Genomic DNA, 23,179 nt, shown 5'->3' with positions numbered 1-23,179 from the left:
TTCATTCTCCTTTCTCTACTGCGCCCAAAAAGCACCGATATCGTCATTTAAATCTTTAAAATTCAGCTCAAATGCTTGATACATCTTTTTTCTGTCTTGTGCTTCAATGGCTTTTACAAACAGTTCGTGGTTCGTAATAATTCGCTTAAAATCAATGACATTTGTGTCCATTCTGCGCTGCATACTGATATAAATCATACAAAGCATTGTCGGCTTCATTTGTTTCCATAAGTGTGTTAAATAATGGTGTTCACACGCGCGTACCATTGTTTCATGAAAGTTTAAATCATTTTCTGTAAAGCTTATCGCATCTTCAAACTTCAAACTTACTTTCATCATTTCAAGCGCTTGATACATCGCTCGAACAATCGTATCCAAATCGGCACGTTGAATGACTTTTGTAAAAGCAAATGATTCGATCATTAACCGAATATCCGTCAGTTCCTGGCGTTGCTGATCGGTAAAAGGCACTATTTCAGCTCCCATTCGTTCTAAGCGAATCAAGCGACCCTGTTTTAAAATTTTAAATGCATCTCTAACAGGTGAACGACTCACATGAAATTCAGCAGCAACTTGATTCTCAGTTAAAATCTGTTCCGCTGAACGATCCCCGTTAATGATATCAAGACGTATTTGTGCCGCTATTGCTTCGCCTTTTGATAAATCTGTTAACCATTTTTTTGGAAATTCCATTCGATCACCTCATCTTGTATACAAGTATTCTAGTTCAAATCCTCATATTTGTAAACGCTTTCTATACAAAACTAAAAAATGAGATTAAAATCTAAAACACGTTTAGATCTCAATCTCATTTTTAATTTATATCGCTTTCTATTTAACATATATCACTTAAATAGATGATTTTAGATATCTTTCTTACTAATTAAAAGGAAATTAGCAATGAATAATACGACGATGGATGCAGCATTGATAAACCATTGCCAGTTTGAAAACGTTAACCCACTGTCTAGAGACTTTTCACTCAAATAGCTAAACGGAATGTATTTCAACGATTTTTGAATATCATCCCCAATGACAGGAATCAAAGGAATAAATGGTTTCATCACCGGTAATATAAGCAACAGTAAAATACCTAATGTATAAACTAGTGCCGGTTTTTGAACAATTAAATTAATTAAAAATAACAGCAAACCATACACAAAGAAAAGAATTAAATAAAAGACCAACAACTTCCATGTATTCTGATTATTAAGTTCTTCACCTTTGGTTGTCCATTGAATTAAATATGTCACGATTAAAACAACAGCTGTTGTAATTATGGAAATAAGCGCGATTGAACAGCATTTTGCAATAAAATAACCAACACGATTTCGATAGTGGTTCAAAAAGAGTTGAATCGTGCCTTGGCCACTATCACGTGTAATGGTTTTGATTACAAAAAGTAACCCAATTAACGAGAAGAACCATTTCCCTACACTAAAAAGTGTATTCGCATTGACAGGTTTATCATGTGTAACGAGGATTGCCATTGTAGTAATCAGCGGTGCGACACCCAAAATAATCGCTAAATATGTAAGTGGACTCTTCAATATACTAATCATATCGAATTTAACTAATTGCAATATTCTCATTGTTCGTCACCTCGTTGATTAATATTAAAGTATGTGTCACGCAATGAAATTTTTCTCGTTTCAATGTATGTTGGAAATATCTGTTTTTGTGCTAAGCCTTGTAAAAACATTTGATAATTACTTTGTGCATTCAAAATAATTTCCCCTGAATCTTTGTGTGATTGTGCTACTTTAAAATGATCCGTTAAATAGTAAAGGGCTTCTTCAAAGTCTTTTGGAGCAACTTTGACAATCGTTTGATTTGCAGATTGACCATTTGACATATCGACATCTTGAACAAAGTGGCCTCCTCTTAAGAATACAGCACGATCACAAATTAATTCTATATCTTCTAATTTATGACTCGATATTAAAATCTTCATATCTAATTGTTCTACAAGTTGCTGTATTGTTTTTAGAACATCAATGGAGCCGTCTGGGTCCATTCCATTCGTTGGCTCATCCAATATTAAATATTTCGGCTTATTCATTAAGGAAACTGCAATTGCTAATTTTTGTTTCATTCCCATTGAATACTTTTTCACTTTTTTCTTAATATAAGATTCCATACCAAAAGCTTTAACAATTTTATCTGTATATTCTTTATCAAAGCCCTTTCCTAACACTTGAGCGAAAAGTTTTAAGTTATATAATCCGGTCTTATTATCATAAAGTTTAGGATGCTCAATTAAATAACCAATACGCTCATCACTTGAGGTTTTGACTTCACCCGAATAATTTATAATGTTACCATTCATAATTTTCATTAGTGTCGTTTTACCTACACCGTTCTTTCCTATTAGACCAACAATATGACTATCATTAAAAGCAAAATCAATTTGATCGATGACAGTATTATTGTTGTAACGCTTCGTAATCTGCTTTAACTCCATGCACATGCCCTCCTACCATCTCTATAAGCTTTTAGTTAAATAATATACGTCTCTTTCAACAATAACATTTATAATGAATAAGACAAAATGATAAATTAAATCGTAATATCATTTAGATTCCATTATATATTATTTCTTTGATTTCGCCCAAAAATTCTCTATCTATTTAAAATAAAAAATATTTTAAATTTAAATTACTTTTATTACACATATCCAAAAGTATCACAATCATGGTAAATTATAAAAAACTGAAAGAATAATTAATTCTTCTTATACATCTTCTCAACAAAATATTAAAGTCTTCCTCTATATTGTGACATATTTGTTCTACTGATAGATAGAATTCGACCTCAGTTTTACATCATTTTTACAATGTACATCACATATTTGATTCTTATTATTTTTGTGTTAAGGCTAAAATTTAAAAGAGTAAAATTTCTTACGTCATACGTATAAGTCTTATTAATAGGACTTAGAGTTAAACATGGACAGGTAAGGTAATTGGAAAATGAATAGCAGAAAGATAAAGTGGTGACTAAGTGTTAAATTACACAAATAGAAGGGGTCAAAATGACTATCAAGTGCTATAGTATTTGACTTCACAGTCATTTTTGACAACATTAGATTGCATTGATGCTAAACGAAACAAACTGTTATGAAGATTTTCAATGGCTTGTTTTCAGAAGTGACCTTACTTTTGTTGTTTTTTACGATCATTATTCCGACTAATAAAGGCACAAATCATAAATAAAATTGTTGCTACAAATAATTTAATAGCTGCACCTTCTTGATTTATAAATTGTAAAATAACACCTAAAATAAAAATGATAAGTGCAATCACTACAAATATTTTAGTTAGATGTTTCAATCATTTCACCTCTTTTTATTCATTGATTTCACTTTAGAAAAAGCCAATTTATTTGTCAATCGTTTATTTGATTTGTATTTATGATTGTAACTACTTTTAATTTTTCATTATATTGTTTGCTTCAAAATATCACACATGCTAATATAAAGTTGTATCCACACATGATTAAGAACCCCAAACTTGTTGCCGCAAGCTTGGGGCTTTTTAATACTTTACTTTTTGGTTTTTGAGGTGATTTCGTCATCCTCATGGTCTGAATGGTGATCATATTGTCGCCATTTAGACTCAAACCAACATCTAAAAATAATTAAAATACCACCAGTGATTAATGACATTAAAAACTCTGTCCACTGCATGATTAAGAACACCTCCTACTTTGCGAAGCCATTTTTATTTTTAGCACCAAAAATGTAGGGAAAGGTGGCTAAATTTATTTTAACACAAAATAGCGAACGTGTGTTCTGTTTTGGTGTTTTAATTTTTAAACCCGCACTAACTGTAACTTTAAATTTATAAGTTTTCACTGTATGATAGACATATATATTATGAATTTTAAGAAAGAGGTCGAAATGAGATGAACCCTTTAGCGCTGCAATTGAATGAACAATTAACAGAGAATCAACCTATTATTTTAGATATGCTTTCTGATTTAGGGAAAAACATGTATTATCCAAAAGGCATTTTAACACAATCTGCTGAAGCAAAATCTACGCAGTATAACGCGACGATTGGAATGGCAACAGATTCTAAGGGAAAATTGTACACTGAGTCACTTTACAGTATGTTTAATGAGCTTAACACAGATGAAGTTTTCTCCTATGCTCCTCCCCAAGGTTTAGGTGAGTTGCGTGAGCTTTGGCAACAAAAAATGTTGAAAGAAAACCCTGATCTTTCTGCTGATGCGATCAGTTTACCGTTAGTCACTAACGCACTCACACACGGTCTATCATTAGTTGGCGACCTTTTTGTAAATCCTGGAGATACTGTTTTACTTCCCACACATAACTGGGGGAACTACAAACTTGTTTTTGGTGTGCGTCATCAAGCAGAAATCAATACTTATCCTATTTTTGATGAACAGGGTCACTTCACAACAACTGAACTTGTGAATACACTTAATCAAATTGATCAAGACAAAGTAATCATGGTACTCAACTATCCTAACAATCCAACAGGTTATACCCCTACTGAGAGTGAAGTTAAAGCCATTGTTAAAGCCATTGATGACTTAGGACGTCGTGGCGTAAATGTTGTGACAATTGTTGATGATGCATATTATGGCTTATTTTATGAAGATGTATATACACAATCTATCTTCACAGCACTGACACAACTCAACAATTCTCGTGTATTACCTGTTCGTTTAGACGGCGCAACGAAAGAATTTTTCGCATGGGGATTCCGTGTAGGTTTCCTTACATTCGGTCTTTCTAATGACACAACAAAAGAAGTGTTAGAAGCTAAAATGAAAGGATTAATTCGTAGCAATATTTCTAGCGGCGCTTCACCAACGCAAGCGGCAGTACAACATGCCCTTAAAAACAAAGCCAATTTTGACCAAGAAATTCAAGAAAATATCGATACACTGAAAGAACGTTATGAAGTGACTAAGGAAATCGTTTATCAAGATGCCTTTAAATCACTATGGCAACCTTACGACTTTAACTCCGGCTATTTCATGGCACTAAAAGTAAATGGTGTAGACCCAGAACAATTAAGATTACACCTCATCGAACATCATTCAATAGGTATCATTGCCTTAAATGATACAGATATTCGTATCGCCTTTAGTTGTATTGAGAAAGATGATTTATCATATGTTTTCAACTCAATAGCAGAAGCAATTAAAGCATTACAATAATCAACTATAGACAGGGACATCTCATACAATGTTTCCTGTCTTTTTTATAAAATTTGGGGGTCGCAATGGAAATCAATGTCAAACAACCTAAACAATTTTTAACAAAAGCAAGTGGATTCCTAAAGGATTATACGCATACGCTCAATCCATACATGGGTTGCCAATATGCGTGTTCGTATTGTTATGTGAGGCAGTCACCAATCTCGTTATTTTCTGGTAAAAACTGGGGAGAATGGGTGACAGTTAAAAATAACGTTAATCATCAATTTCAAAATGAGTTACAACATGCCAAAAGAAAAGGCTCTGTGACGATTTTTATGTCCTCTTCAACCGATCCTTACCAGCCGCTTGAAAAGAAATATGAGATTACAAGGACACTACTCACATCTATGGCCAGTCATCCTCCCGACTTTTTATTTATTCAAACACGTAGTCCACTCATTCAACGTGATATTGACATTTTAAAAGCGTATCCCGGGCGATTACTTGTAAGTATGACTATTGAGACAGACCGAGAAGATATAGTGCGTTATTTCACACCACAAGCACCTAGCATTCAATCAAGACTCAATGCGCTCAAAAAATTACGTCAGGCAGGTATCCCAACGCAAGTCGCTGTGGCACCTCTTTTACCTTGTACGACAAACTTTCCTGAAATCTTAGCGCAATATACAGATGATGTCACTATAGATGATTACTTTATGGGCGATGGTTCAAATGGTCGTAGAACTGAATCATTAGGTATGCGTCATATGTATCAAGCATTACATTTAGAAGATTGGTATCAACCTGACGCCTATCAATATGTATTGAAATTGATGCAATCTCGATTTTCTAAAACACATATTTCAGTTAGTGTTGATGGTTTTAAACCGACTGAATTCTAATCAATGAACGGAGATGAAACAACTTGTCATATTATTATCAACATCTACACACACCACTTGGCGTCATGACCGCAGTTGTCAACGCTCATGATAAATTAGTTGGTTTAGCTTTTAATGACTCGAAAGACTACCAAACGTTATTGAATAAATTAAATGGGCAGCATAAGTTGATACACCGCTCGCAACATGATTTAATTAATCAACTTGCTCACGAATTAGAAAGTTATTTTCACGGCTACTGTCAATCGTTTAAAACGCCAATATCATTTGAAATCGGCACTCCTTTCCAACAAAAAGTTTGGGGTACCTTACAACAGCTCCCCTATGGAAATAAAGTAAGTTACGGGGAAATTGCTCAAATGATGGGACATCCTAAAAGCACCCGTGCCGTGGCTTCAGCAATTGGTCTGAATCCCTTATCCATTATCATCCCATGTCACAGGGTCATTAGAAAGGATGGCCAGTTGGGTGGCTTCAACAGCGGATTAAACAGAAAAATACGTTTATTAACATTGGAGGGTCATTTGAATGAATAAAAGACAATTTGAAATATTATCCTCACTTATTGCAGAACCTACTGTCAGCCCGCCCGCAAGAAATACAAAGCCCCTTCAACAAAAGATTGCACATTGGCTTAAAGCGATAGGATTCGATACCACACAAATCCCTTTTTATGACAATGATGAGATTATTGTTGCCACATTAAAAGGCAAAAATGAACATGCCCCAAAACTCATATTGAATGGACATGTAGATGTTGCAGAAGTTGAAAACGAAACATTTTGGCATACAAATCCATTTAAACTCGTTGAAAAAGAGGGCTATTTGTATGGAAGAGGTGTCGCCGATATGAAAGGTGGCATGTCTGCGTTATTTTATAATCTTGAACGCCTATATCAAGATGGTGTGCAGCCTGAAGGAGATATCATAGTTCAATCAGTTGTAGGCGAAGAAGTGGGTGAAGCAGGAACAAAAATTGCATGTGAACATTCACCGAAAGCTGATTTAGCACTCGTCCTAGATACAAGCGAATCTATTGCAATGGGACAAGGTGGTGTAATTACCGGATGGATTACAATACAGAGCGATGTCACAATCCATGATGGTGCTCGGAGTCATATTATACACGCTGGCGGTGGACGTCATGGCGCAAGTGCGATTGAAAAAATGGTAAAAATTATTCAAGCGTTACAAGAGCTTGAGCGCCATTGGGCCGTGACAAAATCTTATCCAGGTATGCCAAGTGGTGCTAATACGATTAATCCTGCAGTCATTGAAGGTGGACGTCACCCCGCTTTTATTGCGGATCAATGTAAACTTTGGATTACTGTTCATTTTCTCCCTCATGAAAATTATGAATATATTATTAATGAGGTTGAAAACTATTTAAATAAAGTGGCAGAAAGTGATTTATGGCTGCAACACCACCCACTTCAGTTTGAATGGGGTGGCAATTCAATGATAGAAGATAAAGGAGAAATATTCCCTAGTTTTACCCTTCCCGTTAACCATCCAGGCTACCATTTACTGGAACAGGCACATGAAAAAATTCATCAAGGTCCGCTTCAATCAACGATGAGTATGACTGTAACAGATGGCGGTTGGACAGCAGATTTCGGCATTCCAACCATTTTATATGGGCCAGGAGAACTAAATGAAGCACACGGCACTAACGAAAAAATTGAAATCAAATCACTCGAAGATTATACAGAAGTGCTTTATCACTTTTTGAAAACCTGGTATAAAAACCCTGTCAAAGCAGCTAGCCAATAAGTAACGTGTTAAACATTTAAAAAGCGTATGATATGAGTAACAAGCTCATATTATACGCTTTACAATTATGAAACTTTCTTAAATCATTTGCTTTATCCTTAAATGCCCAATTCCTATATTTATCTAAATATTTCATGTTTTAATCTAAAACACTATTTTTCTGGAACAACCCAATAGCCATCTTTATTCTCTTTTGCCAGCACTTTTTTAAATGCTTTAGAGTGATAAGCTTTTTGAATGTCTTTCACCCATTGCTGATTTTTATTCTTTTCGTTCACAACAACTTGTAAATATAAATCATTAATCAAATCTTCTTTTAATAATCCTTTTGAAGCATCTAAATGAGAAGCGTAAACAATTGAGCCAGGAATAACACCATAGTCAACATCATCTAAAACTCTTGGAATACTTGCAGAATTCATCTCCTTAATATTGAGATGTTTAGGATTTTTTGTAATATCTTTTTTAGTAATGGTAATATCATTCTTTTTAGCATCAACTACAATCCATCCCGCTTTTTCTAATATACGAAAAGCACGCGAAGCATTTGAAGGGTCTTGTGGAATCGCAATCGTGTCCCCTTCTTTTATTTCCTCTAAAGAAGTATGACGTTTCGAAAAGATTTGCGTCGGAACGGTTGGTATTTTGGTGATATTGGTTAAATTTGCATCTCTTTCTTGATTAAAAGTATCCATATAGGCCTTATGTTGATCCACGTTCACATCAACGCTACCTTCCTGCAGAGCCACATCTGCTTGCAGTAACTCCGTAAAATCTTTATTTTTAACCGTATAACCTTTCTTTTCTAATTCAGGCTTTATTCCTTTTAAAAAGAGTTCACTGTAGGGCCCAGGTGATGTGGCAACTGTAATTTCCTTTTTATCTTTCTCTTCATGACCACAAGCAATTAAAATCAAAGATAAAAATATAGTCAGTAATAAAATTAAATTTTTTCTCATGACTCTTACCCCTCATTCCATTCTTTTGGTGTAATAAAGCCTTTATATTTATTTTGCTTTTCATACCAAGTTTTAAATTCATCTGAGTAATATGCTTTTTTAAGTGCTTTTGCCCACGCCTCATTTTGATCTTTTTTATTAATGGTCAGTACAACTTTATGCTGTTCTGGCGTTTTTTCCACAATCAAGCCATCTGCGATAACTTTATGCGCATCTGCAATATAGTTTCCATTGACGATACCATAATCTACATCATCTAAGGAACGTAAAACTTGTGCAGAATGAATCTCTTTAAAATTTAAATGATACCGATCGGGTTTTACACTTTTAACATTGAAATTGACTGTTCCCGCATCTTTATCAATTTTCACCCATTTAAGCTTTTCCAAAATTCTAAATGCACGTTCTTGGTTCACTGGATCATTAGGTACTGCTATCGTTTGACCATCTTTAACGTCATCTAGAGAATGATGTTTCGTCGACCAAATAGATTGTGGCGCAGTCGGTACGTGATTGTTCACAATCATTTCTCCATTTAATTTTTTGTTCATACTATTCATATAAGCCCGACTTTGATGAACCGTAGCATCAATTTCTTCATCAACTAAAGCAGGATCAACTTGATCATTTTGAGAAAAAGTTTTAATTTTTACATCGTAACCTTCTTTTTGAAGAATAGGTAAGATGCCTTTTCTAAATTGCTCTTCATAAGTCCCCACACCAAATCCAATCGTAAACGTTTTATCACTGTTACTTTCCGAGTCAGACTTACCACAGCCAGCCACAATATAACGATAAATCCTAAAATCAAAACGTAAAAAAATCGCTTCAAATGACTCCACCTCTTTAATCCTTATTATTCTTATCAGTTTTATAAATATAATAGCATTTTAGACCTTAAAGTCAATATGTTTTTAATTCGGTTTAAATGATAATTTGAATCAAATTAAATGGTAGATCATGCAGTATTAAGTGTTATAATCTTCATCATTGCGCGACATAAACCATTTACAATCTCTACGTTTTCATAGACATAGTACTTCAAAAATGATTATAAAAACATCTTCCTTGTATGATCTATTTGTTTCTAGTGATGACTTAGTCATCATATTTATTAAAGGCCATTTCGTTATTTAAGCTGCATAAATGTTAAAATTAAAATAAAACTATTTAGTAAGAGGTGTTTATAATGAAAACCACGATTTACTTCATACGTCACGCGGAGCCTAACTATCAAAATCATGATGATATGGCACGTGAGCTAACAATTAAGGGAATTGAAGCAAGCCATACATTGATTGATCAGTTCTCTACAATTTCAATTGATCATTTCTATTCGAGTCCTTATAAACGCGCTATTGATACAATTACTCCGCTAGCACACAATAAACAACGACAAATTAAAATCATCAATGACTTAAGAGAGCGCAAAATTTCTGATAAATGGGTAGGTGATTTTTCATCAATCGCAAGAAAACAGTGGGAAGATTTCACATTTAAACTTCCTAACGGTGAAAGTTTAAAAGAAGTCCAAGAACGAAATATTTTGGCTTTAAAAAATATTTTAGAAGAAGCATCTGGAAAATCCATTGTAGTAGGCACACATGGTACAGCTCTTTCAACAATAATTAACTATTATCAGACTGATTTTAGTTATGAAGCATTTAATCAATATAAACATCAATTTCCTTGGATAGTCACATTTGAATTTGAGAATATGAAATTGAAGAAAATAACGATTTGACTATAAGCGTTTTTTGTATGTATATTCTATTAATCTCAAACCTTCATTGAGTACTTTTTAAATATAATGGATCAAATACATAAAAAAGGCGCTCCCCAAAAGTAAGAAACTCTTGAGAAACACCTCTACTCATTTAATTAATTTATTATATTCATCTAAAGTTTAAGATAGTAATTACATCATGCCTGGCATACCGCCCATTTGTGGCATGTCATTTCCTTTTTCTTCAGGTATATTTGCGACTACCGCTTCTGTAGTGAGGAACATTGCAGCAACACTCGCAGCATGTTGTAATGCTGAACGTGTCACTTTTGTAGGATCCACGATACCAGCTTCTAACATATTGACCCATTCATCTGTTGCTGCATTATAACCTACACCTGGTTCTGCATTTTTCATTCTTTCTACAATGACAGAACCTTCTAAACCAGCGTTTTCCGCAATTTGGCGTACTGGGGCTTGTAAAGCTTTTAATACGATGTTAACACCTGTAGCTTCGTCGCCTTCTGCATCAATTTCTTCAACATTTTTGAAGATATTCATTAATGCTGTACCACCACCTGCTACAATACCTTCTTCTACCGCAGCACGTGTTGAGTTCAATGCATCTTCAATACGTAATTTACGTTCTTTTAATTCTGTTTCTGAAGCAGCACCAACTTTAATTACAGCGACACCACCTGCTAATTTAGCAAGGCGCTCTTGTAATTTTTCACGGTCAAAATCAGAATCAGTTTCTTCAATTTGTGCTTTAATTTGGTTCACACGTGCATCGATATTTGTTGGGTCTCCATCACCATCAACAACAGTTGTGTTGTCTTTAGTGACTTCAACTTTGTTTGCTGTACCTAACATATCGATTGTAGCTTCTTTTAATTCTAAACCAAGATCGTCAGTGATGACTTGAGCACCTGTTAAAATAGCTAAATCTTCTAACATCGCTTTTCTACGGTCACCAAACCCTGGTGCTTTTACTGCAACGGCAGTAAATGTACCACGCATACGGTTCAATACTAAGTTTGTTAAAGCGTCGCCTTCAACTTCATCAGCAACGATTAAAATTGGGCGATTAGATTGAACGATTTGCTCTAATAAAGGTAGGATATCTTGGAAAGATGAGATTTTTTTATCCGTGATTAAAATATAAGGTTTTTCTAACTCTGCAGTCATTTTATCTGAATCAGTAACCATGTATGGAGATTGGTATCCACGATCGAATTGCATACCTTCTACTACATCTAATTCAGTATTAAAACCGCTTGATTCTTCAATAGAGATTACACCGTCATTACCTACTTTTTCCATAGCTTCAGAAATATAACGACCTACTTCTTCATCCGCTGCAGAAATAGCACCTACTTGCGCGATTTCTTCTTTATTTTCTACTTTTTGAGAAATATTATGAAGTGCTTCAATCGCTACAGCTACCGCTTTATCAATACCTTGACGGATACCTACTGGATTTGCGCCACTTGTTACATTTTTAAGTCCTTCTTGAATCATAGCTTGTGCTAAAACAGTTGCTGTTGTTGTACCGTCACCGGCTATTTCATTTGTTTTATTTGCAACTTCTTGTACTAATTTTGCACCCATGTTTTCATATGGATCTTCTAATTCGATTTCTTTAGCGATTGTTACCCCATCGTTAGTAATTAAAGGTGCTGTAAATTCTTTGTCTAATACGACGTTACGTCCTTTTGGTCCGATTGTTACTTTTACAGCATTTGCAAGTTTATCTACACCACGTAACATGGCTTGACGTGCATCTTCAGAGAATTTTAATTCTTTTGCCATTCAGAGTCCCTCCGTTGTTTAATATTCATCTGTTTTATTTATCTATTATTCAATAACTGCTAAAATTTCGTCTTCACTTAACACTAAGTATTTTGTATCATTTCTTTTAATTTCAGTACCTGCATATTGTTGAAACACAACACGGTCACCCACATTCAATTCAGGTTTTAAACGTTCCCCATTTTCTAAAATGCGTCCTGGACCTACAGCAACGATTTCACCTTCATTTGATTTTTCTTTCGCAGAATCAGTGAGAACAATACCACTTTTCGTTGTTTGTTCTTGCTCTTTTTTCTCAATAACCACACGATTTCCTAATGGTCTAAGCATGTGTTTGTGCCTCCTTATGTTAAACATAAATTTAGCACTTCAAGTTCTTAAGTGCTAATACATTTCTATAATAATCAAATTTGGTCAAAAATTCAAGCGATAAGTTTGAATCTTTATAATCATAACTTTTTCACTTAATAACTATGTACCTCGGCGCTAATTTTCTATCTATGATAAAATGATAGCATTGAATGGAGGAATAAAATGAATCGTATTTTAGTTTCTATATTAACGGTTGTATTTTACATACTTGCATTATTCACACCTACTATCGCAAATGCTTTAGGATGGATAAATACACAACATCGTACAACCGCTTTGCACCAAACCATCTACATCCAATTGATTGCTTTTTTATGTGCAGCAATTATTATTTTAGTGATGCAATATACTGTTAAAAATAAACTTGCGTTTGAATTAGAACCAAAAGAGAAGAAACGTTATATTGTCCCATGGATATTAGCTGGTTTAGGGATTGTCTATTTTGCACAAATTATCGTGAATGTATTAAGTGTTCTTATTTTTGGCACCAATCCAGTGAGTGAAAATACTTTTAGAATTTTAAAAGTTGCACGCGAAATGCCTATTATGATTATTTTAATTGCTATCATTGGGCCTTTACTGGAAGAATTTGTTTTTAGAAAAGTGCTATTCGGTGAAATCTATAACGCCATTCGAGCGAATAAAACGATTAAATTTTTAATCGCAACGACCATAAGTTCACTATTATTTGCCGTTGCACATATGGATTTTTCACACTTGCTTGTTTATTTTGTTATGGGTGTCATATTTTCTGCCTTTTATATTTACACAAAACGTTTAAGCGTTTCAATCGGTATTCATATGGCTCAAAATGGCCTTGTCGCTTTAATTCAACTAACAATGCCTGAAAAGTTATTAGAAGATGCAATGAAACAAGTTCAATTCATTCAATTATTTGTCGTTCACTTCTTATGATTGATCTCACATATTGATACTCGCACTAATCAATCTTTTTACTTGTTAGTAAAGTAATATTAAAAAAGAGATGAAGTTCATTTTGAGCCTCATCTCTTTTTTTATTCAATATTTAAATATGATGTCTTCTACGCCATAATATATAGCTAATTATACTCACACAACCTACTGACAATGCGCCTACCAATGAGATTGATTTCAAACTAAACGTATGTTTCGTATCTGGATCTTCATTATTCATATTCTTTTCTGTTAGGTTTTCACCATGTTGTTCTATTTTTTCAACTTTATCTTGTTGATGATCGTTTTCAACTGTTTTATCCGATGGCTTTTTTAAATCTGGCATAGAGCCAACTTTACCAGTAATTAATGCTAAAACTTGTTTATCAAGATTATTATAATATTTTTGTGTTGATAATGGATTAAAATATTGAAATCTAAAGTAATCCGAATTTTTTTGTAATTGATTTAAATAACTATTATTTAAAAATTGTTGCTTCTGATTGAGCTGTTGAACACTGAAATCAGCCAAATTTCCATTTTGCTTAAGATTCTCTATTTGTTCCGTAAATAATGGATTATACTTATAACCCGTACCAATCAATTTTGAATAACGTTGATAGAAATCATTGTTTGATTGATTGTTACTTGCTTGATTTTTAGGTATAAAATGATCAGTCGTCCCATTAGGTTGGTAATGTGGAATGTTTGGATACGGAAAATGACCATTCGTGTTGGGTTGCGCCGGTCCATTTTGATGTGATGGATAGTTCGGATGACTTGTTGATGCTCCTCCATTTCCACCTTGCGTGTGACTATCTTCTGGCTTTGGCGTATTAGGTTTTGGTTTAGGCTTTTGACCTTGGTCAGACTGTTGATCTGACGCTGGTGGCTTATCATCATGCTTAGGTGGTTGTTGATCCGAATCTGATGGTTTATCGTCATGTTTAGGTGGTTGTTGGTCTGAATCTGACGGTTTATCATCTTTATCTGGCAATTCATGATCTGGTTTTGAAGGTGAATTGCCAGCTTGAGATGAATCCCCTGTTTCATCTTTAGGAGGTGTTTCTCCACCTTGAGGTGACGCTTGACCTTGATCGGATGGTTGCGTATGATTCTCAGGTTTTATGGGTGCCGGATCTTCGTTGGCTCCATTATTACCATTTTGCTGAGAGTCCTCGCTCTGCGCTTCCTCCTGAGACGCATTGTTTGATGATGCATGTTCATCTTCTTTTTGAGTTTCGGATTTCAATTGTTCCGAGTCTTTCTTATTTATTGTTGGTGCTTGTACATTCGTAACAGGCACTGAATTTGATTTTCCAATGCGATTATAACTTTCCTTTGTTGAGGAAGGTGTCGCAGTATACTGATGATTTACATTGTTATTTTGTAAAGATTGATTTTCTTTGTTTCTTGTTGCTTTATTTAGTAATGTCGCTTCATTGTACAGTCCGCTTTCACTTATATATGCATTAGAATGAGATTGAGCATCATCTGTCATCGCATACGCGTGCGCACTTACATTTAAAAGTGGTTGGGTTAAACACAATAATCCCATCGTGTAGACCCCTGTTTTAGTGATTACTTTCCTAAAACTAGGCACTTTACGTCCAGACATCGACATCAGCTCCTATTTTTAAAGTTGTTCGTAAAAGACAGTATATACAAAATCCCCTCTTAATTCCATCCTTATTGAAATAGAATTGCATACAAGACTCACTTTGTTTATATTTTCGAATTTTAGTAAAATATATAGTAAAGATTGAAGTGAGGAGAATTGATCATGCAAATCCAACTTTTTCAATTTAATGTCGTTCCAGCAGACGCTAAAAAAAACCAAGAAAAAATTGCATCATTGTTTGATAAACATGTTAAGCATAATACAGATGTCGTTGTACTACCAGAAATGTGGAACAACGGTTATGCACTCTCAGAATTGCAAACAAAAGCAGATAACGAATTAACACAAAGTTACCCATTTATAAAAAAATTAGCGCAACAGTATCAAGTCGATATTATTGCCGGTTCTGTCTCAAACAAAAAGAATGACGCTGTCTTTAACACAGCATTTGCTGTAAATCAAGCGGGCGATAAGATTTATGAATATGACAAAATCCATCTCGTACCTATGTTAGATGAACCTGATTACTTAACTGACGGCCAAGACGTACCTTACGTTTATACTTTAACAGACGGTACAAAAGTTTCTCAAATTATTTGTTATGACTTAAGATTTCCAGAATTAAGTCGCTATCCTGCTGCAACAGGTGCAAATATTATTTTTTATGTCGCCCAATGGCCAGATGTTCGACTCTCACATTGGAGACAGTTACTGCAAGCTAGAGCAGTTGAAAATGATATGTATGTCGTTGCGGTCAATGGTTCAGGAAATGATGGTAAAACTACGTATGCCGGACATTCGATGGTTATTGATCCAAATGGACAAATTATAGAAGAGGCAGATGCACAAGAAGCGGTTTTAACAGTTGAGTTAGATCTGAATTTTGTAATAGAACAAAGAAAAGCTATCCCAGTATTCGACAACATAAGACCTAGCATTTACAAATACGCAACGCGAAGTGAATAAAATAAAACATAAAAAACAGGCGATTTTGGGAGGGACTCGCCTGTTTTATCCATATTAAGGGAATGTTTAATTTACAGTTATTCTATTCAATTAATTGGGGATGTTATTAATTATGAAAAAATTTAGTGAATTTACCGATTATTAATATTGCTACAATGGCTTCTTAAATGGCTTCTTAAATAGAAACCTAACTTTTACTTTTTACTTCAGCCTAAGTAAGGAAAAAGATAATAATAGCACTTAACAATACTATTATTTAGTGAATTTTTTAATCGTTTCTGCAATAAGTTTAATGAAATCTACGATAGTACTAATGATATCTCCTGCCATTGTAGTACACCTCCTTAGTTATAAATAAATTCCAAAGACTTTAATAGATTGTTGCAGCCTTAGTTATGTAAGCTGAGCGAAGAATACATAAACTAAGATGTTCTGACTTAAACTTAATTCGGTACAATTTGTTTGAATCACTTTAAAATCCACAATTAAAATGATTAAAACAAAATGACTTTACCAAATCACTGTTGTGATTCTATATATATTAGAACATGGCTTTATAAAATTGTGTTAATTATTGCCTAAGTTATCATTTTTACTTCTTAACTGTTTAATATTTATGGTAATATACATATATATTTTATAAAAACTACAGTTAGGAATATAAAATGAACAGTTAGGCAAAAAATGTATTAATACATTAAATGTAATTTATAATGTAGTTAAGGAGGAGGGCTATTTGCACATTATTGATAACGTCATTGAAAGACTAGCACGGAAGTTACAAGCACACCAAAATCTCAGTCACATTGAATTTTTGAAAGTACGTCTTGGCATGCAGATAGTGGCAATTAATTTATTTAAAGGCATTGTAACTTACGGTCTTGCACTCCTGTTAAATATTTTTTTATACACGCTCTTTGTTCATATTATTTTTCTTTTATTAAGAATGTTTTCGCACGGGGCACATTCAGAAAATTCACTTCTGTGTCACGTTCAAAACATTTTATCTTTTGTTCTTATACCATGGATAATCATCCAGTATGACATTCCATTTATTTATTTGTTATGCTTAAGTATAATAGGATGGTTTTTGGTTGTTGAATATGCACCGGCCGCAACTCAGAAGAAACCTATAAAGCAAAGTAAAATAAAAGGGCTTAAGATTAAATCAATTATTACTGCAACAATATTGCTTGTTTTATCGCTAATTATTCCAACGCCTTTTAACAAGTTAATCACTTATGCAGTCATATTGCAATCCATAACGTTATTACCTATATTTTCTATTAAGGAGGAAATTTAATTATGAAATTTCTAGACTCACTTTTAAAACTTTTAACAAGTGTCTTTGCTTCTATTAGCACTTATGCAAAATATCCTTTCTGTATTGGATACTTTTATGAACCTGAAATTCCTGCTGAACTTTTAGAAGAAGAATAATAAAATAATGTTTAGAGAGCGTGTATAAAAATTGGATTTAATTTTGTCAATAATAATTATTGGACTTCAAGCTTTTGTATTTGCATCGATAACAAGCATTATTCCGAAATATAGATACACTAAAAGGGATTACATTCTTATTTTATTAGGAATTGTAATTCCCTCTGTTATTTTATATTTTATTTTCGGAAGAGACAGCTTGTTTTATTTGGTTATTGGCTTTTTTATTTTCTACTACAAACGCCAAAAGATTATGGGTGTTATAGCCGTATTAGTAACGACACTAGTATTAATGATTAGTAACTTTTTTAGCGTTTTAGCTTATGCTTATTTTGTTAATCATAACATAAATTTCTATATCGCTAATGTTCTATACACTTTTATATTTTTATTTTGCTGTTATTTCTTTGCTATGATTTTTGTTGTTTTATTTAAAAAATTCAAACTTTCATGGCTTCATTTAAATAGACTTTACTTAACCATTCTAATTTTATTTTTGGCATTTGGAATTTACATCTTTTTCTTCCAAATGCCAAACACTGCGGAATCCTTGCATGAGTTTATAGCTGTAGGTTCTTTGTATTTCATTCTACTTGCTGTATTTATTATACTAATTGTAGTCACTACTATTACAATTTCACGTGAAATCAGATATCAACACAAAAAACAAGAGGCAGAAGATTATTATAAATACACATTAGAAATGGAAAAAGTTAATAATCGAATGCGTAAGTTTCGTCATGATTACATTAATATTTTAGCAACAATGTCTGAGTACTTGCGTGAAGATGATCTAGAAGGTCTGAAAGCGTATTATCATAATAATATTAATCCCCTAAAAGGACATTTTGAAACAAATTCTTTAAAATTAAATGGGATTGAGAAGTTAAAAGTACGCGAAATTAAAGGCGTTATCACTACTAAAATTTTATCAGCTCAAGAAAATAATATCGAAATTAGTGTTGAAGTTGCTGATGAGATTTCATCTATTAATATGGAAATTATTGATTTGAGTCGTGTTTTAGGTATTATCATGGACAATGCGATCGAAGCTTCATTGACGGTTGAAGACCCAATGATTCAAATTGCATTCATTAAAACAGAGACTTCTGTTTTAATTATTATCATCAATAAAGCACCAAAAAATATGCCAAAATTACATACCCTCTTCCAAGAAGGCTTTTCAACGAAAGGGAAAAATCGAGGTATCGGTTTATCGACTTTGAAAGAAATTACAGATAAAACAGAAAATGTTTTGCTTGATACAACGATTGAAAACCAATATTTTATACAAAAAATTGAAGTCATGAATGATGATGATTAAGGATGTGCGTAACTATGAAAGTATTGATTTGTGAAGACGATCCAAAACAACGTGAACGCATGGTATCCATTATTGAAAACTATATCATGATTGAAGAAAAACCTATGGAAATCGAAATTGCCACAGATAATCCATATGAAGTGTTAGAAGCTTCTAAAAACATGAGTGATATTGGCTGTTATTTTCTAGATATTCAATTAGAATCTGATATTAACGGGATTAAACTTGGAAGTGAGATTCGTAAGCATGACCCTGTTGGTAATATCATTTTTGTAACAAGCCATACTGAATTGACTTATTTGACATTTGTGTACAAAGTTGCAGCGATGGATTTTATTTTTAAAGACGATCCTGAAGAATTACGTACACGAATTGTTGATTGTTTAGAAACTGCATTAAAACGTTTAGATTTATTAACGAAAGATAAAACTGTTGAAACATTAGAACTGAAACGCGGCAGCAATTCTGTTTATGTTCAATATGATGATGTGATGTTTTTTGAATCATCACCTAAATCACATCGTTTGATTGCACATTTAGATAATCGCCAAATCGAATTTTATGGCAATCTCAAAGAGTTAGCGCAAATTGATGATCGTTTTTTTAGATGTCATAACAATTTTGTACTCAACAGACATAACATAAGTAGTGTGGATTCTAAAGAACGCATTGCATATTTTAAAAATGAAGAGTTTTGTTATGTTTCAGTACGTAATTTAAAGAAAATATAAACAAGCAGGAAAAAAATCACCTGCTTGTTTTTTTATTGGATTGTATTCATTTTTAGATTATTCTTCTGTCATTTCTGTCGCAATATCATATTTAGTCATTTTTAAATAAACTTGCCCCGAATCCGTAACGACCTTAATTTTATTCGATGTTGTTTTCGGGAAAATACGCGAAGTTAACACACGTTCGCCTTCGTTGCAAAAGATTTCGATACTCGATGTATCTACAAAAATACGCAATTGTTTTAACTCTGAGTTTAAACGTGTACTTCTTGATGTCCCTTCTACCGGAAATGGCAGTGCGCCACTATCAAAACGCTCAAGTATGACTTCTTTCGTTGCTGTCTCATAACGAATGACAGTCGATTCATGACTAGAAGCACGTAACTGTAATTCAAAAGCAGAAGATTCGTTTTCTAAAATATCAACGACTAGTTCATACTGGACCCCTTCATAGGGATGGAGCTGTTTAATAAATTTATTAGCGTAGCCTAGTGCTGATTCTTCGTTACTGCGCAACTTTCTCAAATGCATATGTGGTTTTTGTTTCAATATTTGATTTTCAATAGTCAATGTTCGAGGAAGTGTCAGACAGTGTGCCCAACCATCGTCATCTGTTGGGTACTCTACATCAGGTATACCCATCCATCCTATTAAAACGCGTCTCCCCGCTTCATCCTCTATCGTTTGCGGTGCATAAAAATCAAAACCTGCATCTAATTCTTGAAATTCCCCATGTTCGAATACGAGTGTTTCAAAATCTAATGTCCCTACGATATAGCCACTTAAATACGTATTTTGATATTGATCAGATTCCACACCTTCAGTGCAGAATAGGAAAATATCTTTTCCATGAATTTGAAAATAGTCTGGTGAAGTCCACATATGTCCAAAACTCTGTAATTGCGTTTTTATTTCACCTTTAAAATGCCAAGGTCCTTCTGGTTGATCTGCGACATACATGAGAAGACAACCTGTTAAATCTTCACGCTGTGCACCAATCACAGCATATAATTGTTCCCCTTTTTTAAATACTTTCGAATCTCTAAACTGCTGTGTATAGCCTTCAGGTGGCGTACTAATTGCCGGTGGAGATAATTTTTCTACTGATCCATCGTCTTGTACCTTAGCAATAACTTGGCTACTTTTAAGCTCCCAATTCTCATCTCTATGGCTTGCAGTATACATATAATAAAGCGACGACTGATAAGAAAATGCACTGCCGCTATGTATGCCATGACTGTCATATGTCTGGTCAGGACGTAAAACCACACCTTTATCTTTGAAAGTCACTAAGTTATCACTTGTTAGTTGTCTCCAATATTTCAAGCCATCTACTGGCCCTAAAGGAAACCACTGATGTGCGATATAATATTGGCCATTAAAAAAAATTAAACCACTCGGATGACTGAGTAATCCTGTAGGTGGTTGAATATGAAAAATTTGACGATATGGAGAAGACTTTACTTTTTCATGTAATGCTAAAATTTCCTTTTCATCTACTTCCTCATATTTACGATATCGCATTTCGCGACTCCATTGTTCCATATGTATCCTCCTTATCTCATACTGCTGATCATATATGCCACCTGTTGTTACATATAAACCAAACCTTGCGCTTATTTTGATGATTTGCTGTTAATATGATACGACGCGTTAAACACGTTAGAGTTATGTAAAATTAAAAAAGACGCTACGTTTGAGCATCATGATTTTAATTTGCATTGGAAAAGTAAGCTGTCCCCATCTTAGCTCCTCCATATGATCTCAGTAGCTATTTTATCATAAAAATGTTTAAGCATGTCCTAAAATTAAGACCTTAGACTCTTTTATATTGCTTTATCTTAATATTTTAAAATATGATATCGTACAAAAAGCAGCTGAGATATACCTCAACTGCTTTATACCATATAAATTATTCAATTATTATTGAACGTGCTATCATTTACGCCTTTTGAACCGTAATCGTCCAAGACGCATGATCTATTTGTTCAAATTCAGTCACTGGATAGTTTTGCTCTGCTGCCCAATTGGGAATAGCCTCTGTGGCTTGTGTACAGTCAAAGTCAATTTTCAGTTCATCGCCTAGTGCTAATTCCTCCATCTTTTTCTGTGCTTCAATTAAAGGAAATGGACAAACCATGCCCACTGTACCGAGTTCATATAACATTGTGAAGCTCCTTTCGTTTCATTTTTAAATATTAACAGATTGTGTTGATGTATGCGTTTGTTGTTGACGCGCTGCTTTTAAAGGTTTCACAAATAAGAAATGGCTCATAAACCATGTCCCTAAAATCATAGCCACTAAAGCTATCCAACCTTGCCATGACAATGCAGCAGTTGCAACTAAACCATTACCTATTGAGCATCCACCTGCGAGCGCTGCACCAAATCCCATACATGCACCACCAATAACACTATTACGTATTGTTTTAATATCTGGTAAACGCCATTTAAATTCTCTTGAACCACGTGCTGCAATATACGATCCTACAAAAATACCTAAAACGAGGAAAACACCCCAGTCAATGAAAGAAACATTTCCTGTTGTTAAAAAGGCGATTAAGTTCGCAGATGGTGTCGTAATGCCTAGCCCACCTTCTCTTCCTGTTGAAATACTCATTGGCCAAGCGATAAGTGCAATGAAACCTATCGCAATCGCTGCAACAAAAGGATGAAATCGCTTTTCAAATAAAAAGTGACGTACCCCAGTATAGCGTGGTTTTAATTTTGGTATAGCGATTTTTGATTTTGGCTTTTTCAACGTGGTCATAACCAAAAATAGCGTAACACCAGTTAATAAGATTAACCATATCCAACTTGGTACCCCTGTAGATGTCGCCATATCCGCTTCATAAACGGTTTGTTGATTAATTGTATCTTTCAGTGGTAACAGAACGCCATATTTAGAGATTGCTGCAAATAGTGCATACATGAAAAGTGCAATCCAACTGCCAATTAAACCTTCCCCTGCACGATACCATGTCCCAGTGGCACAACCTCCTGCGAGTAGAATCCCAATACCAAAAATAAATGATCCAACAATCGTTCCTACAATTGGAAATGTCCCATTATCTATCGTGATAACACCCAATGAAGTTAATATATATAAACCAATAGCTTGGATACTAATCGCAATAAGCAACGCATAAAACATCTTATTATTTTTTTGAACATACATATCTCTAAAGCCACCCGTCAAACAAAAACGCGTACGTTGCATTACGAAACCAAGTAAACTTCCCACAATCAATCCACTTATCACGGTCCAAATCAATATTCCTACCCCCTATATCCGATTAACATTATAGGTATTATAAAAAATAAGACTTTATTTTTCAAGTACATTTTAAAAATAAATATAAAAACATATATTTTTTCTCAAGTTCATTTGAATACATTTGTATATTTAAACATACATGCTTTAGAACTGACCTATGCGCAATAAAAAAAGAGTATAAAA

The 23,179-nt window shown here is 33.9% G+C and carries 24 protein-coding genes and 1 pseudogene; 11 read left to right on the top strand and 14 right to left on the bottom strand.

Going from position 1 to position 23,179, the window contains the following annotated elements; translation table 11 throughout:
- Nucleotides 1-15 precede the first annotated feature (15 nt).
- From CD118_RS07410 to CD118_RS12205, 5 genes and pseudogenes are all read right to left on the bottom strand, one after another.
- Entirely contained in the window at nucleotides 16-693 is a 678-nt protein-coding gene (locus CD118_RS07410; RefSeq protein ID WP_103356488.1) for a GntR family transcriptional regulator, read from the bottom strand.
- A 170-nt stretch (nucleotides 694-863) separates the two neighbouring features.
- The gene (gene pmtD / locus CD118_RS07405; RefSeq protein ID WP_050330495.1) at nucleotides 864-1,592 is read right to left on the bottom strand and encodes a phenol-soluble modulin export ABC transporter permease subunit PmtD; all 729 of its coding nucleotides are present in this window, start codon (nucleotides 1,590-1,592) and stop codon (nucleotides 864-866) included.
- Complete coding sequence (gene pmtC / locus CD118_RS07400; RefSeq protein WP_060829655.1) at nucleotides 1,589-2,464, bottom strand: phenol-soluble modulin export ABC transporter ATP-binding protein PmtC; 876 nt, start codon at nucleotides 2,462-2,464, stop codon at nucleotides 1,589-1,591. The genes pmtD and pmtC overlap by 4 nt, the downstream gene beginning before the upstream one ends.
- Before the next feature lie 691 nt (nucleotides 2,465-3,155).
- Complete coding sequence (locus tag CD118_RS11990; RefSeq protein ID WP_169925593.1) at nucleotides 3,156-3,332, bottom strand: SE1626 family protein; 177 nt, start codon at nucleotides 3,330-3,332, stop codon at nucleotides 3,156-3,158.
- 272 nt (nucleotides 3,333-3,604) lie between these two features.
- Nucleotides 3,605-3,688: pseudogene (locus tag CD118_RS12205) on the bottom strand (Trp-rich small protein); the annotation flags it as partial.
- A gap of 218 nt (nucleotides 3,689-3,906) precedes the next feature.
- On the opposite strand from CD118_RS12205, the gene CD118_RS07395 reads away from it, so the two are divergent.
- From CD118_RS07395 to CD118_RS07380, 4 genes are all read left to right on the top strand, one after another.
- The gene (locus CD118_RS07395; protein WP_103356487.1) at nucleotides 3,907-5,193 is read left to right on the top strand and encodes an aminotransferase class I/II-fold pyridoxal phosphate-dependent enzyme; all 1,287 of its coding nucleotides are present in this window, start codon (nucleotides 3,907-3,909) and stop codon (nucleotides 5,191-5,193) included.
- A 65-nt stretch (nucleotides 5,194-5,258) separates the two neighbouring features.
- Nucleotides 5,259-6,080 carry an SPL family radical SAM protein gene (locus tag CD118_RS07390; protein WP_103356486.1) on the top strand — a complete coding sequence of 274 codons (822 nt, stop codon included), beginning with the start codon at nucleotides 5,259-5,261 and terminating at the stop codon, nucleotides 6,078-6,080.
- Nucleotides 6,081-6,103: 23 nt separating this feature from the next.
- Nucleotides 6,104-6,616: a methylated-DNA--[protein]-cysteine S-methyltransferase gene (locus CD118_RS07385; RefSeq protein ID WP_060829652.1), complete on the top strand. Its 513-nt coding sequence runs from the start codon at nucleotides 6,104-6,106 to the stop codon at nucleotides 6,614-6,616.
- Nucleotides 6,609-7,853 carry an acetylornithine deacetylase gene (locus tag CD118_RS07380; protein ID WP_103356485.1) on the top strand — a complete coding sequence of 415 codons (1,245 nt, stop codon included), beginning with the start codon at nucleotides 6,609-6,611 and terminating at the stop codon, nucleotides 7,851-7,853. Before CD118_RS07385 ends, CD118_RS07380 begins: the two co-directional genes overlap by 8 nt.
- 152 nt (nucleotides 7,854-8,005) lie before the next feature.
- Here CD118_RS07380 and CD118_RS07375 read toward each other — a convergent pair whose 3' ends face one another.
- Nucleotides 8,006-8,812, bottom strand: a complete 807-nt coding sequence (locus CD118_RS07375; RefSeq protein ID WP_103356484.1) for a MetQ/NlpA family ABC transporter substrate-binding protein — start codon at nucleotides 8,810-8,812, stop codon at nucleotides 8,006-8,008.
- Between the two features lie 5 nt (nucleotides 8,813-8,817).
- Nucleotides 8,818-9,654 carry a MetQ/NlpA family ABC transporter substrate-binding protein gene (locus CD118_RS07370; protein ID WP_240621915.1) on the bottom strand — a complete coding sequence of 279 codons (837 nt, stop codon included), beginning with the start codon at nucleotides 9,652-9,654 and terminating at the stop codon, nucleotides 8,818-8,820.
- A 347-nt stretch (nucleotides 9,655-10,001) separates the two neighbouring features.
- Between CD118_RS07370 and CD118_RS07365 the strand changes: the two genes are divergently transcribed.
- Nucleotides 10,002-10,556 (top strand): histidine phosphatase family protein, encoded by a 555-nt coding sequence (locus CD118_RS07365; RefSeq protein ID WP_060829648.1) that lies wholly within the window; start codon nucleotides 10,002-10,004, stop codon nucleotides 10,554-10,556.
- Nucleotides 10,557-10,730: 174 nt separating this feature from the next.
- Here the strand turns inward: CD118_RS07365 and groL are convergent, their stop codons facing one another.
- Both groL and groES read right to left on the bottom strand, forming a co-directional pair.
- On the bottom strand, nucleotides 10,731-12,350 hold the full coding sequence (gene groL, locus CD118_RS07360; RefSeq protein WP_050330477.1) for a chaperonin GroEL: 1,620 nt from the start codon (nucleotides 12,348-12,350) through the stop codon (nucleotides 10,731-10,733).
- 45 nt (nucleotides 12,351-12,395) lie between these two features.
- Nucleotides 12,396-12,680 (bottom strand): co-chaperone GroES, encoded by a 285-nt coding sequence (groES, locus tag CD118_RS07355; RefSeq protein ID WP_016425569.1) that lies wholly within the window; start codon nucleotides 12,678-12,680, stop codon nucleotides 12,396-12,398.
- A 204-nt stretch (nucleotides 12,681-12,884) separates the two neighbouring features.
- Here groES and mroQ point away from each other — a divergent pair, with 204 nt between their 5' ends.
- A complete protein-coding gene (gene mroQ / locus CD118_RS07350; RefSeq protein ID WP_103356483.1) occupies nucleotides 12,885-13,637 on the top strand; it encodes an intramembrane glutamic endopeptidase MroQ in 753 nt (250 codons plus the stop codon).
- Nucleotides 13,638-13,749: 112 nt separating this feature from the next.
- Here the strand turns inward: mroQ and CD118_RS07345 are convergent, their stop codons facing one another.
- Complete coding sequence (locus tag CD118_RS07345; RefSeq protein WP_142380862.1) at nucleotides 13,750-15,255, bottom strand: SdrH family protein; 1,506 nt, start codon at nucleotides 15,253-15,255, stop codon at nucleotides 13,750-13,752.
- 165 nt (nucleotides 15,256-15,420) lie between these two features.
- Here CD118_RS07345 and CD118_RS07340 point away from each other — a divergent pair, with 165 nt between their 5' ends.
- Entirely contained in the window at nucleotides 15,421-16,224 is an 804-nt protein-coding gene (locus tag CD118_RS07340) for a carbon-nitrogen family hydrolase (protein ID WP_060829626.1), read from the top strand.
- Between the two features lie 252 nt (nucleotides 16,225-16,476).
- On the opposite strand, the gene CD118_RS12370 is transcribed toward CD118_RS07340, so the two are convergent.
- Nucleotides 16,477-16,554: a delta-lysin family phenol-soluble modulin gene (locus CD118_RS12370; protein ID WP_103356492.1), complete on the bottom strand. Its 78-nt coding sequence runs from the start codon at nucleotides 16,552-16,554 to the stop codon at nucleotides 16,477-16,479.
- Between the two features lie 406 nt (nucleotides 16,555-16,960).
- On the opposite strand from CD118_RS12370, the gene CD118_RS07330 reads away from it, so the two are divergent.
- From CD118_RS07330 to agrA, 4 genes are read left to right on the top strand one after another with little or no spacing between them, the layout of a single operon-like run.
- Nucleotides 16,961-17,527, top strand: a complete 567-nt coding sequence (locus CD118_RS07330) for an accessory gene regulator AgrB (protein ID WP_103356481.1) — start codon at nucleotides 16,961-16,963, stop codon at nucleotides 17,525-17,527.
- Nucleotides 17,528-17,529: 2 nt separating this feature from the next.
- A complete protein-coding gene (gene agrD, locus CD118_RS07325; protein ID WP_050345386.1) occupies nucleotides 17,530-17,664 on the top strand; it encodes a cyclic lactone autoinducer peptide AgrD in 135 nt (44 codons plus the stop codon).
- Between the two features lie 31 nt (nucleotides 17,665-17,695).
- The gene (gene agrC / locus CD118_RS07320) at nucleotides 17,696-18,988 is read left to right on the top strand and encodes a quorum-sensing sensor histidine kinase AgrC (RefSeq protein WP_103356480.1); all 1,293 of its coding nucleotides are present in this window, start codon (nucleotides 17,696-17,698) and stop codon (nucleotides 18,986-18,988) included.
- 14 nt (nucleotides 18,989-19,002) lie between these two features.
- Nucleotides 19,003-19,719 carry a quorum-sensing response regulator AgrA gene (gene agrA, locus CD118_RS07315; protein ID WP_103356479.1) on the top strand — a complete coding sequence of 239 codons (717 nt, stop codon included), beginning with the start codon at nucleotides 19,003-19,005 and terminating at the stop codon, nucleotides 19,717-19,719.
- A 57-nt stretch (nucleotides 19,720-19,776) separates the two neighbouring features.
- Here agrA and CD118_RS07310 read toward each other — a convergent pair whose 3' ends face one another.
- The 3 genes from CD118_RS07310 to CD118_RS07300 form a co-directional block, all read right to left on the bottom strand.
- The gene (locus tag CD118_RS07310) at nucleotides 19,777-21,264 is read right to left on the bottom strand and encodes a sucrose-6-phosphate hydrolase (RefSeq protein WP_103356478.1); all 1,488 of its coding nucleotides are present in this window, start codon (nucleotides 21,262-21,264) and stop codon (nucleotides 19,777-19,779) included.
- 397 nt (nucleotides 21,265-21,661) lie between these two features.
- Nucleotides 21,662-21,886 (bottom strand): sulfurtransferase TusA family protein, encoded by a 225-nt coding sequence (locus tag CD118_RS07305; RefSeq protein ID WP_050330465.1) that lies wholly within the window; start codon nucleotides 21,884-21,886, stop codon nucleotides 21,662-21,664.
- 24 nt (nucleotides 21,887-21,910) lie between these two features.
- Nucleotides 21,911-22,993, bottom strand: coding sequence for a YeeE/YedE family protein (locus CD118_RS07300; protein ID WP_103356477.1), 1,083 nt, complete (start codon nucleotides 22,991-22,993; stop codon nucleotides 21,911-21,913).
- Nucleotides 22,994-23,179 lie beyond the last annotated feature (186 nt).

The organism is Staphylococcus coagulans, assembly GCF_002901995.1.
In the GTDB taxonomy this organism is placed as follows: Bacteria; Bacillota; Bacilli; order Staphylococcales; family Staphylococcaceae; genus Staphylococcus; species Staphylococcus coagulans.
This window is presented reverse-complemented; position numbering and strand designations above follow the sequence as displayed.

What these genes read in the sequence shown, in the direction of transcription:
- groL (WP_050330477.1), bottom strand. Translation starts at nt 12,350, where the DNA reads ATGGCAAAAGAATTAAAATTCTCTGAAGATGCACGTCAAGCCATGTTA.
- pmtC (WP_060829655.1), bottom strand. Translation starts at nt 2,464, where the DNA reads ATGGAGTTAAAGCAGATTACGAAGCGTTACAACAATAATACTGTCATC.
- CD118_RS07410 (WP_103356488.1), bottom strand. Translation starts at nt 693, where the DNA reads ATGGAATTTCCAAAAAAATGGTTAACAGATTTATCAAAAGGCGAAGCA.
- CD118_RS07365 (WP_060829648.1), top strand. Translation starts at nt 10,002, where the DNA reads ATGAAAACCACGATTTACTTCATACGTCACGCGGAGCCTAACTATCAA.
- agrA (WP_103356479.1), top strand. Translation starts at nt 19,003, where the DNA reads ATGAAAGTATTGATTTGTGAAGACGATCCAAAACAACGTGAACGCATG.
- CD118_RS07340 (WP_060829626.1), top strand. Translation starts at nt 15,421, where the DNA reads ATGCAAATCCAACTTTTTCAATTTAATGTCGTTCCAGCAGACGCTAAA.
- CD118_RS12370 (WP_103356492.1), bottom strand. Translation starts at nt 16,554, where the DNA reads ATGGCAGGAGATATCATTAGTACTATCGTAGATTTCATTAAACTTATT.
- groES (WP_016425569.1), bottom strand. Translation starts at nt 12,680, where the DNA reads ATGCTTAGACCATTAGGAAATCGTGTGGTTATTGAGAAAAAAGAGCAA.
- mroQ (WP_103356483.1), top strand. Translation starts at nt 12,885, where the DNA reads ATGAATCGTATTTTAGTTTCTATATTAACGGTTGTATTTTACATACTT.
- pmtD (WP_050330495.1), bottom strand. Translation starts at nt 1,592, where the DNA reads ATGAGAATATTGCAATTAGTTAAATTCGATATGATTAGTATATTGAAG.
- CD118_RS07305 (WP_050330465.1), bottom strand. Translation starts at nt 21,886, where the DNA reads ATGTTATATGAACTCGGTACAGTGGGCATGGTTTGTCCATTTCCTTTA.
- CD118_RS07375 (WP_103356484.1), bottom strand. Translation starts at nt 8,812, where the DNA reads ATGAGAAAAAATTTAATTTTATTACTGACTATATTTTTATCTTTGATT.
- CD118_RS07345 (WP_142380862.1), bottom strand. Translation starts at nt 15,255, where the DNA reads ATGTCTGGACGTAAAGTGCCTAGTTTTAGGAAAGTAATCACTAAAACA.
- CD118_RS07390 (WP_103356486.1), top strand. Translation starts at nt 5,259, where the DNA reads ATGGAAATCAATGTCAAACAACCTAAACAATTTTTAACAAAAGCAAGT.
- CD118_RS07395 (WP_103356487.1), top strand. Translation starts at nt 3,907, where the DNA reads ATGAACCCTTTAGCGCTGCAATTGAATGAACAATTAACAGAGAATCAA.
- CD118_RS07380 (WP_103356485.1), top strand. Translation starts at nt 6,609, where the DNA reads ATGAATAAAAGACAATTTGAAATATTATCCTCACTTATTGCAGAACCT.
- CD118_RS07310 (WP_103356478.1), bottom strand. Translation starts at nt 21,264, where the DNA reads ATGGAACAATGGAGTCGCGAAATGCGATATCGTAAATATGAGGAAGTA.
- agrD (WP_050345386.1), top strand. Translation starts at nt 17,530, where the DNA reads ATGAAATTTCTAGACTCACTTTTAAAACTTTTAACAAGTGTCTTTGCT.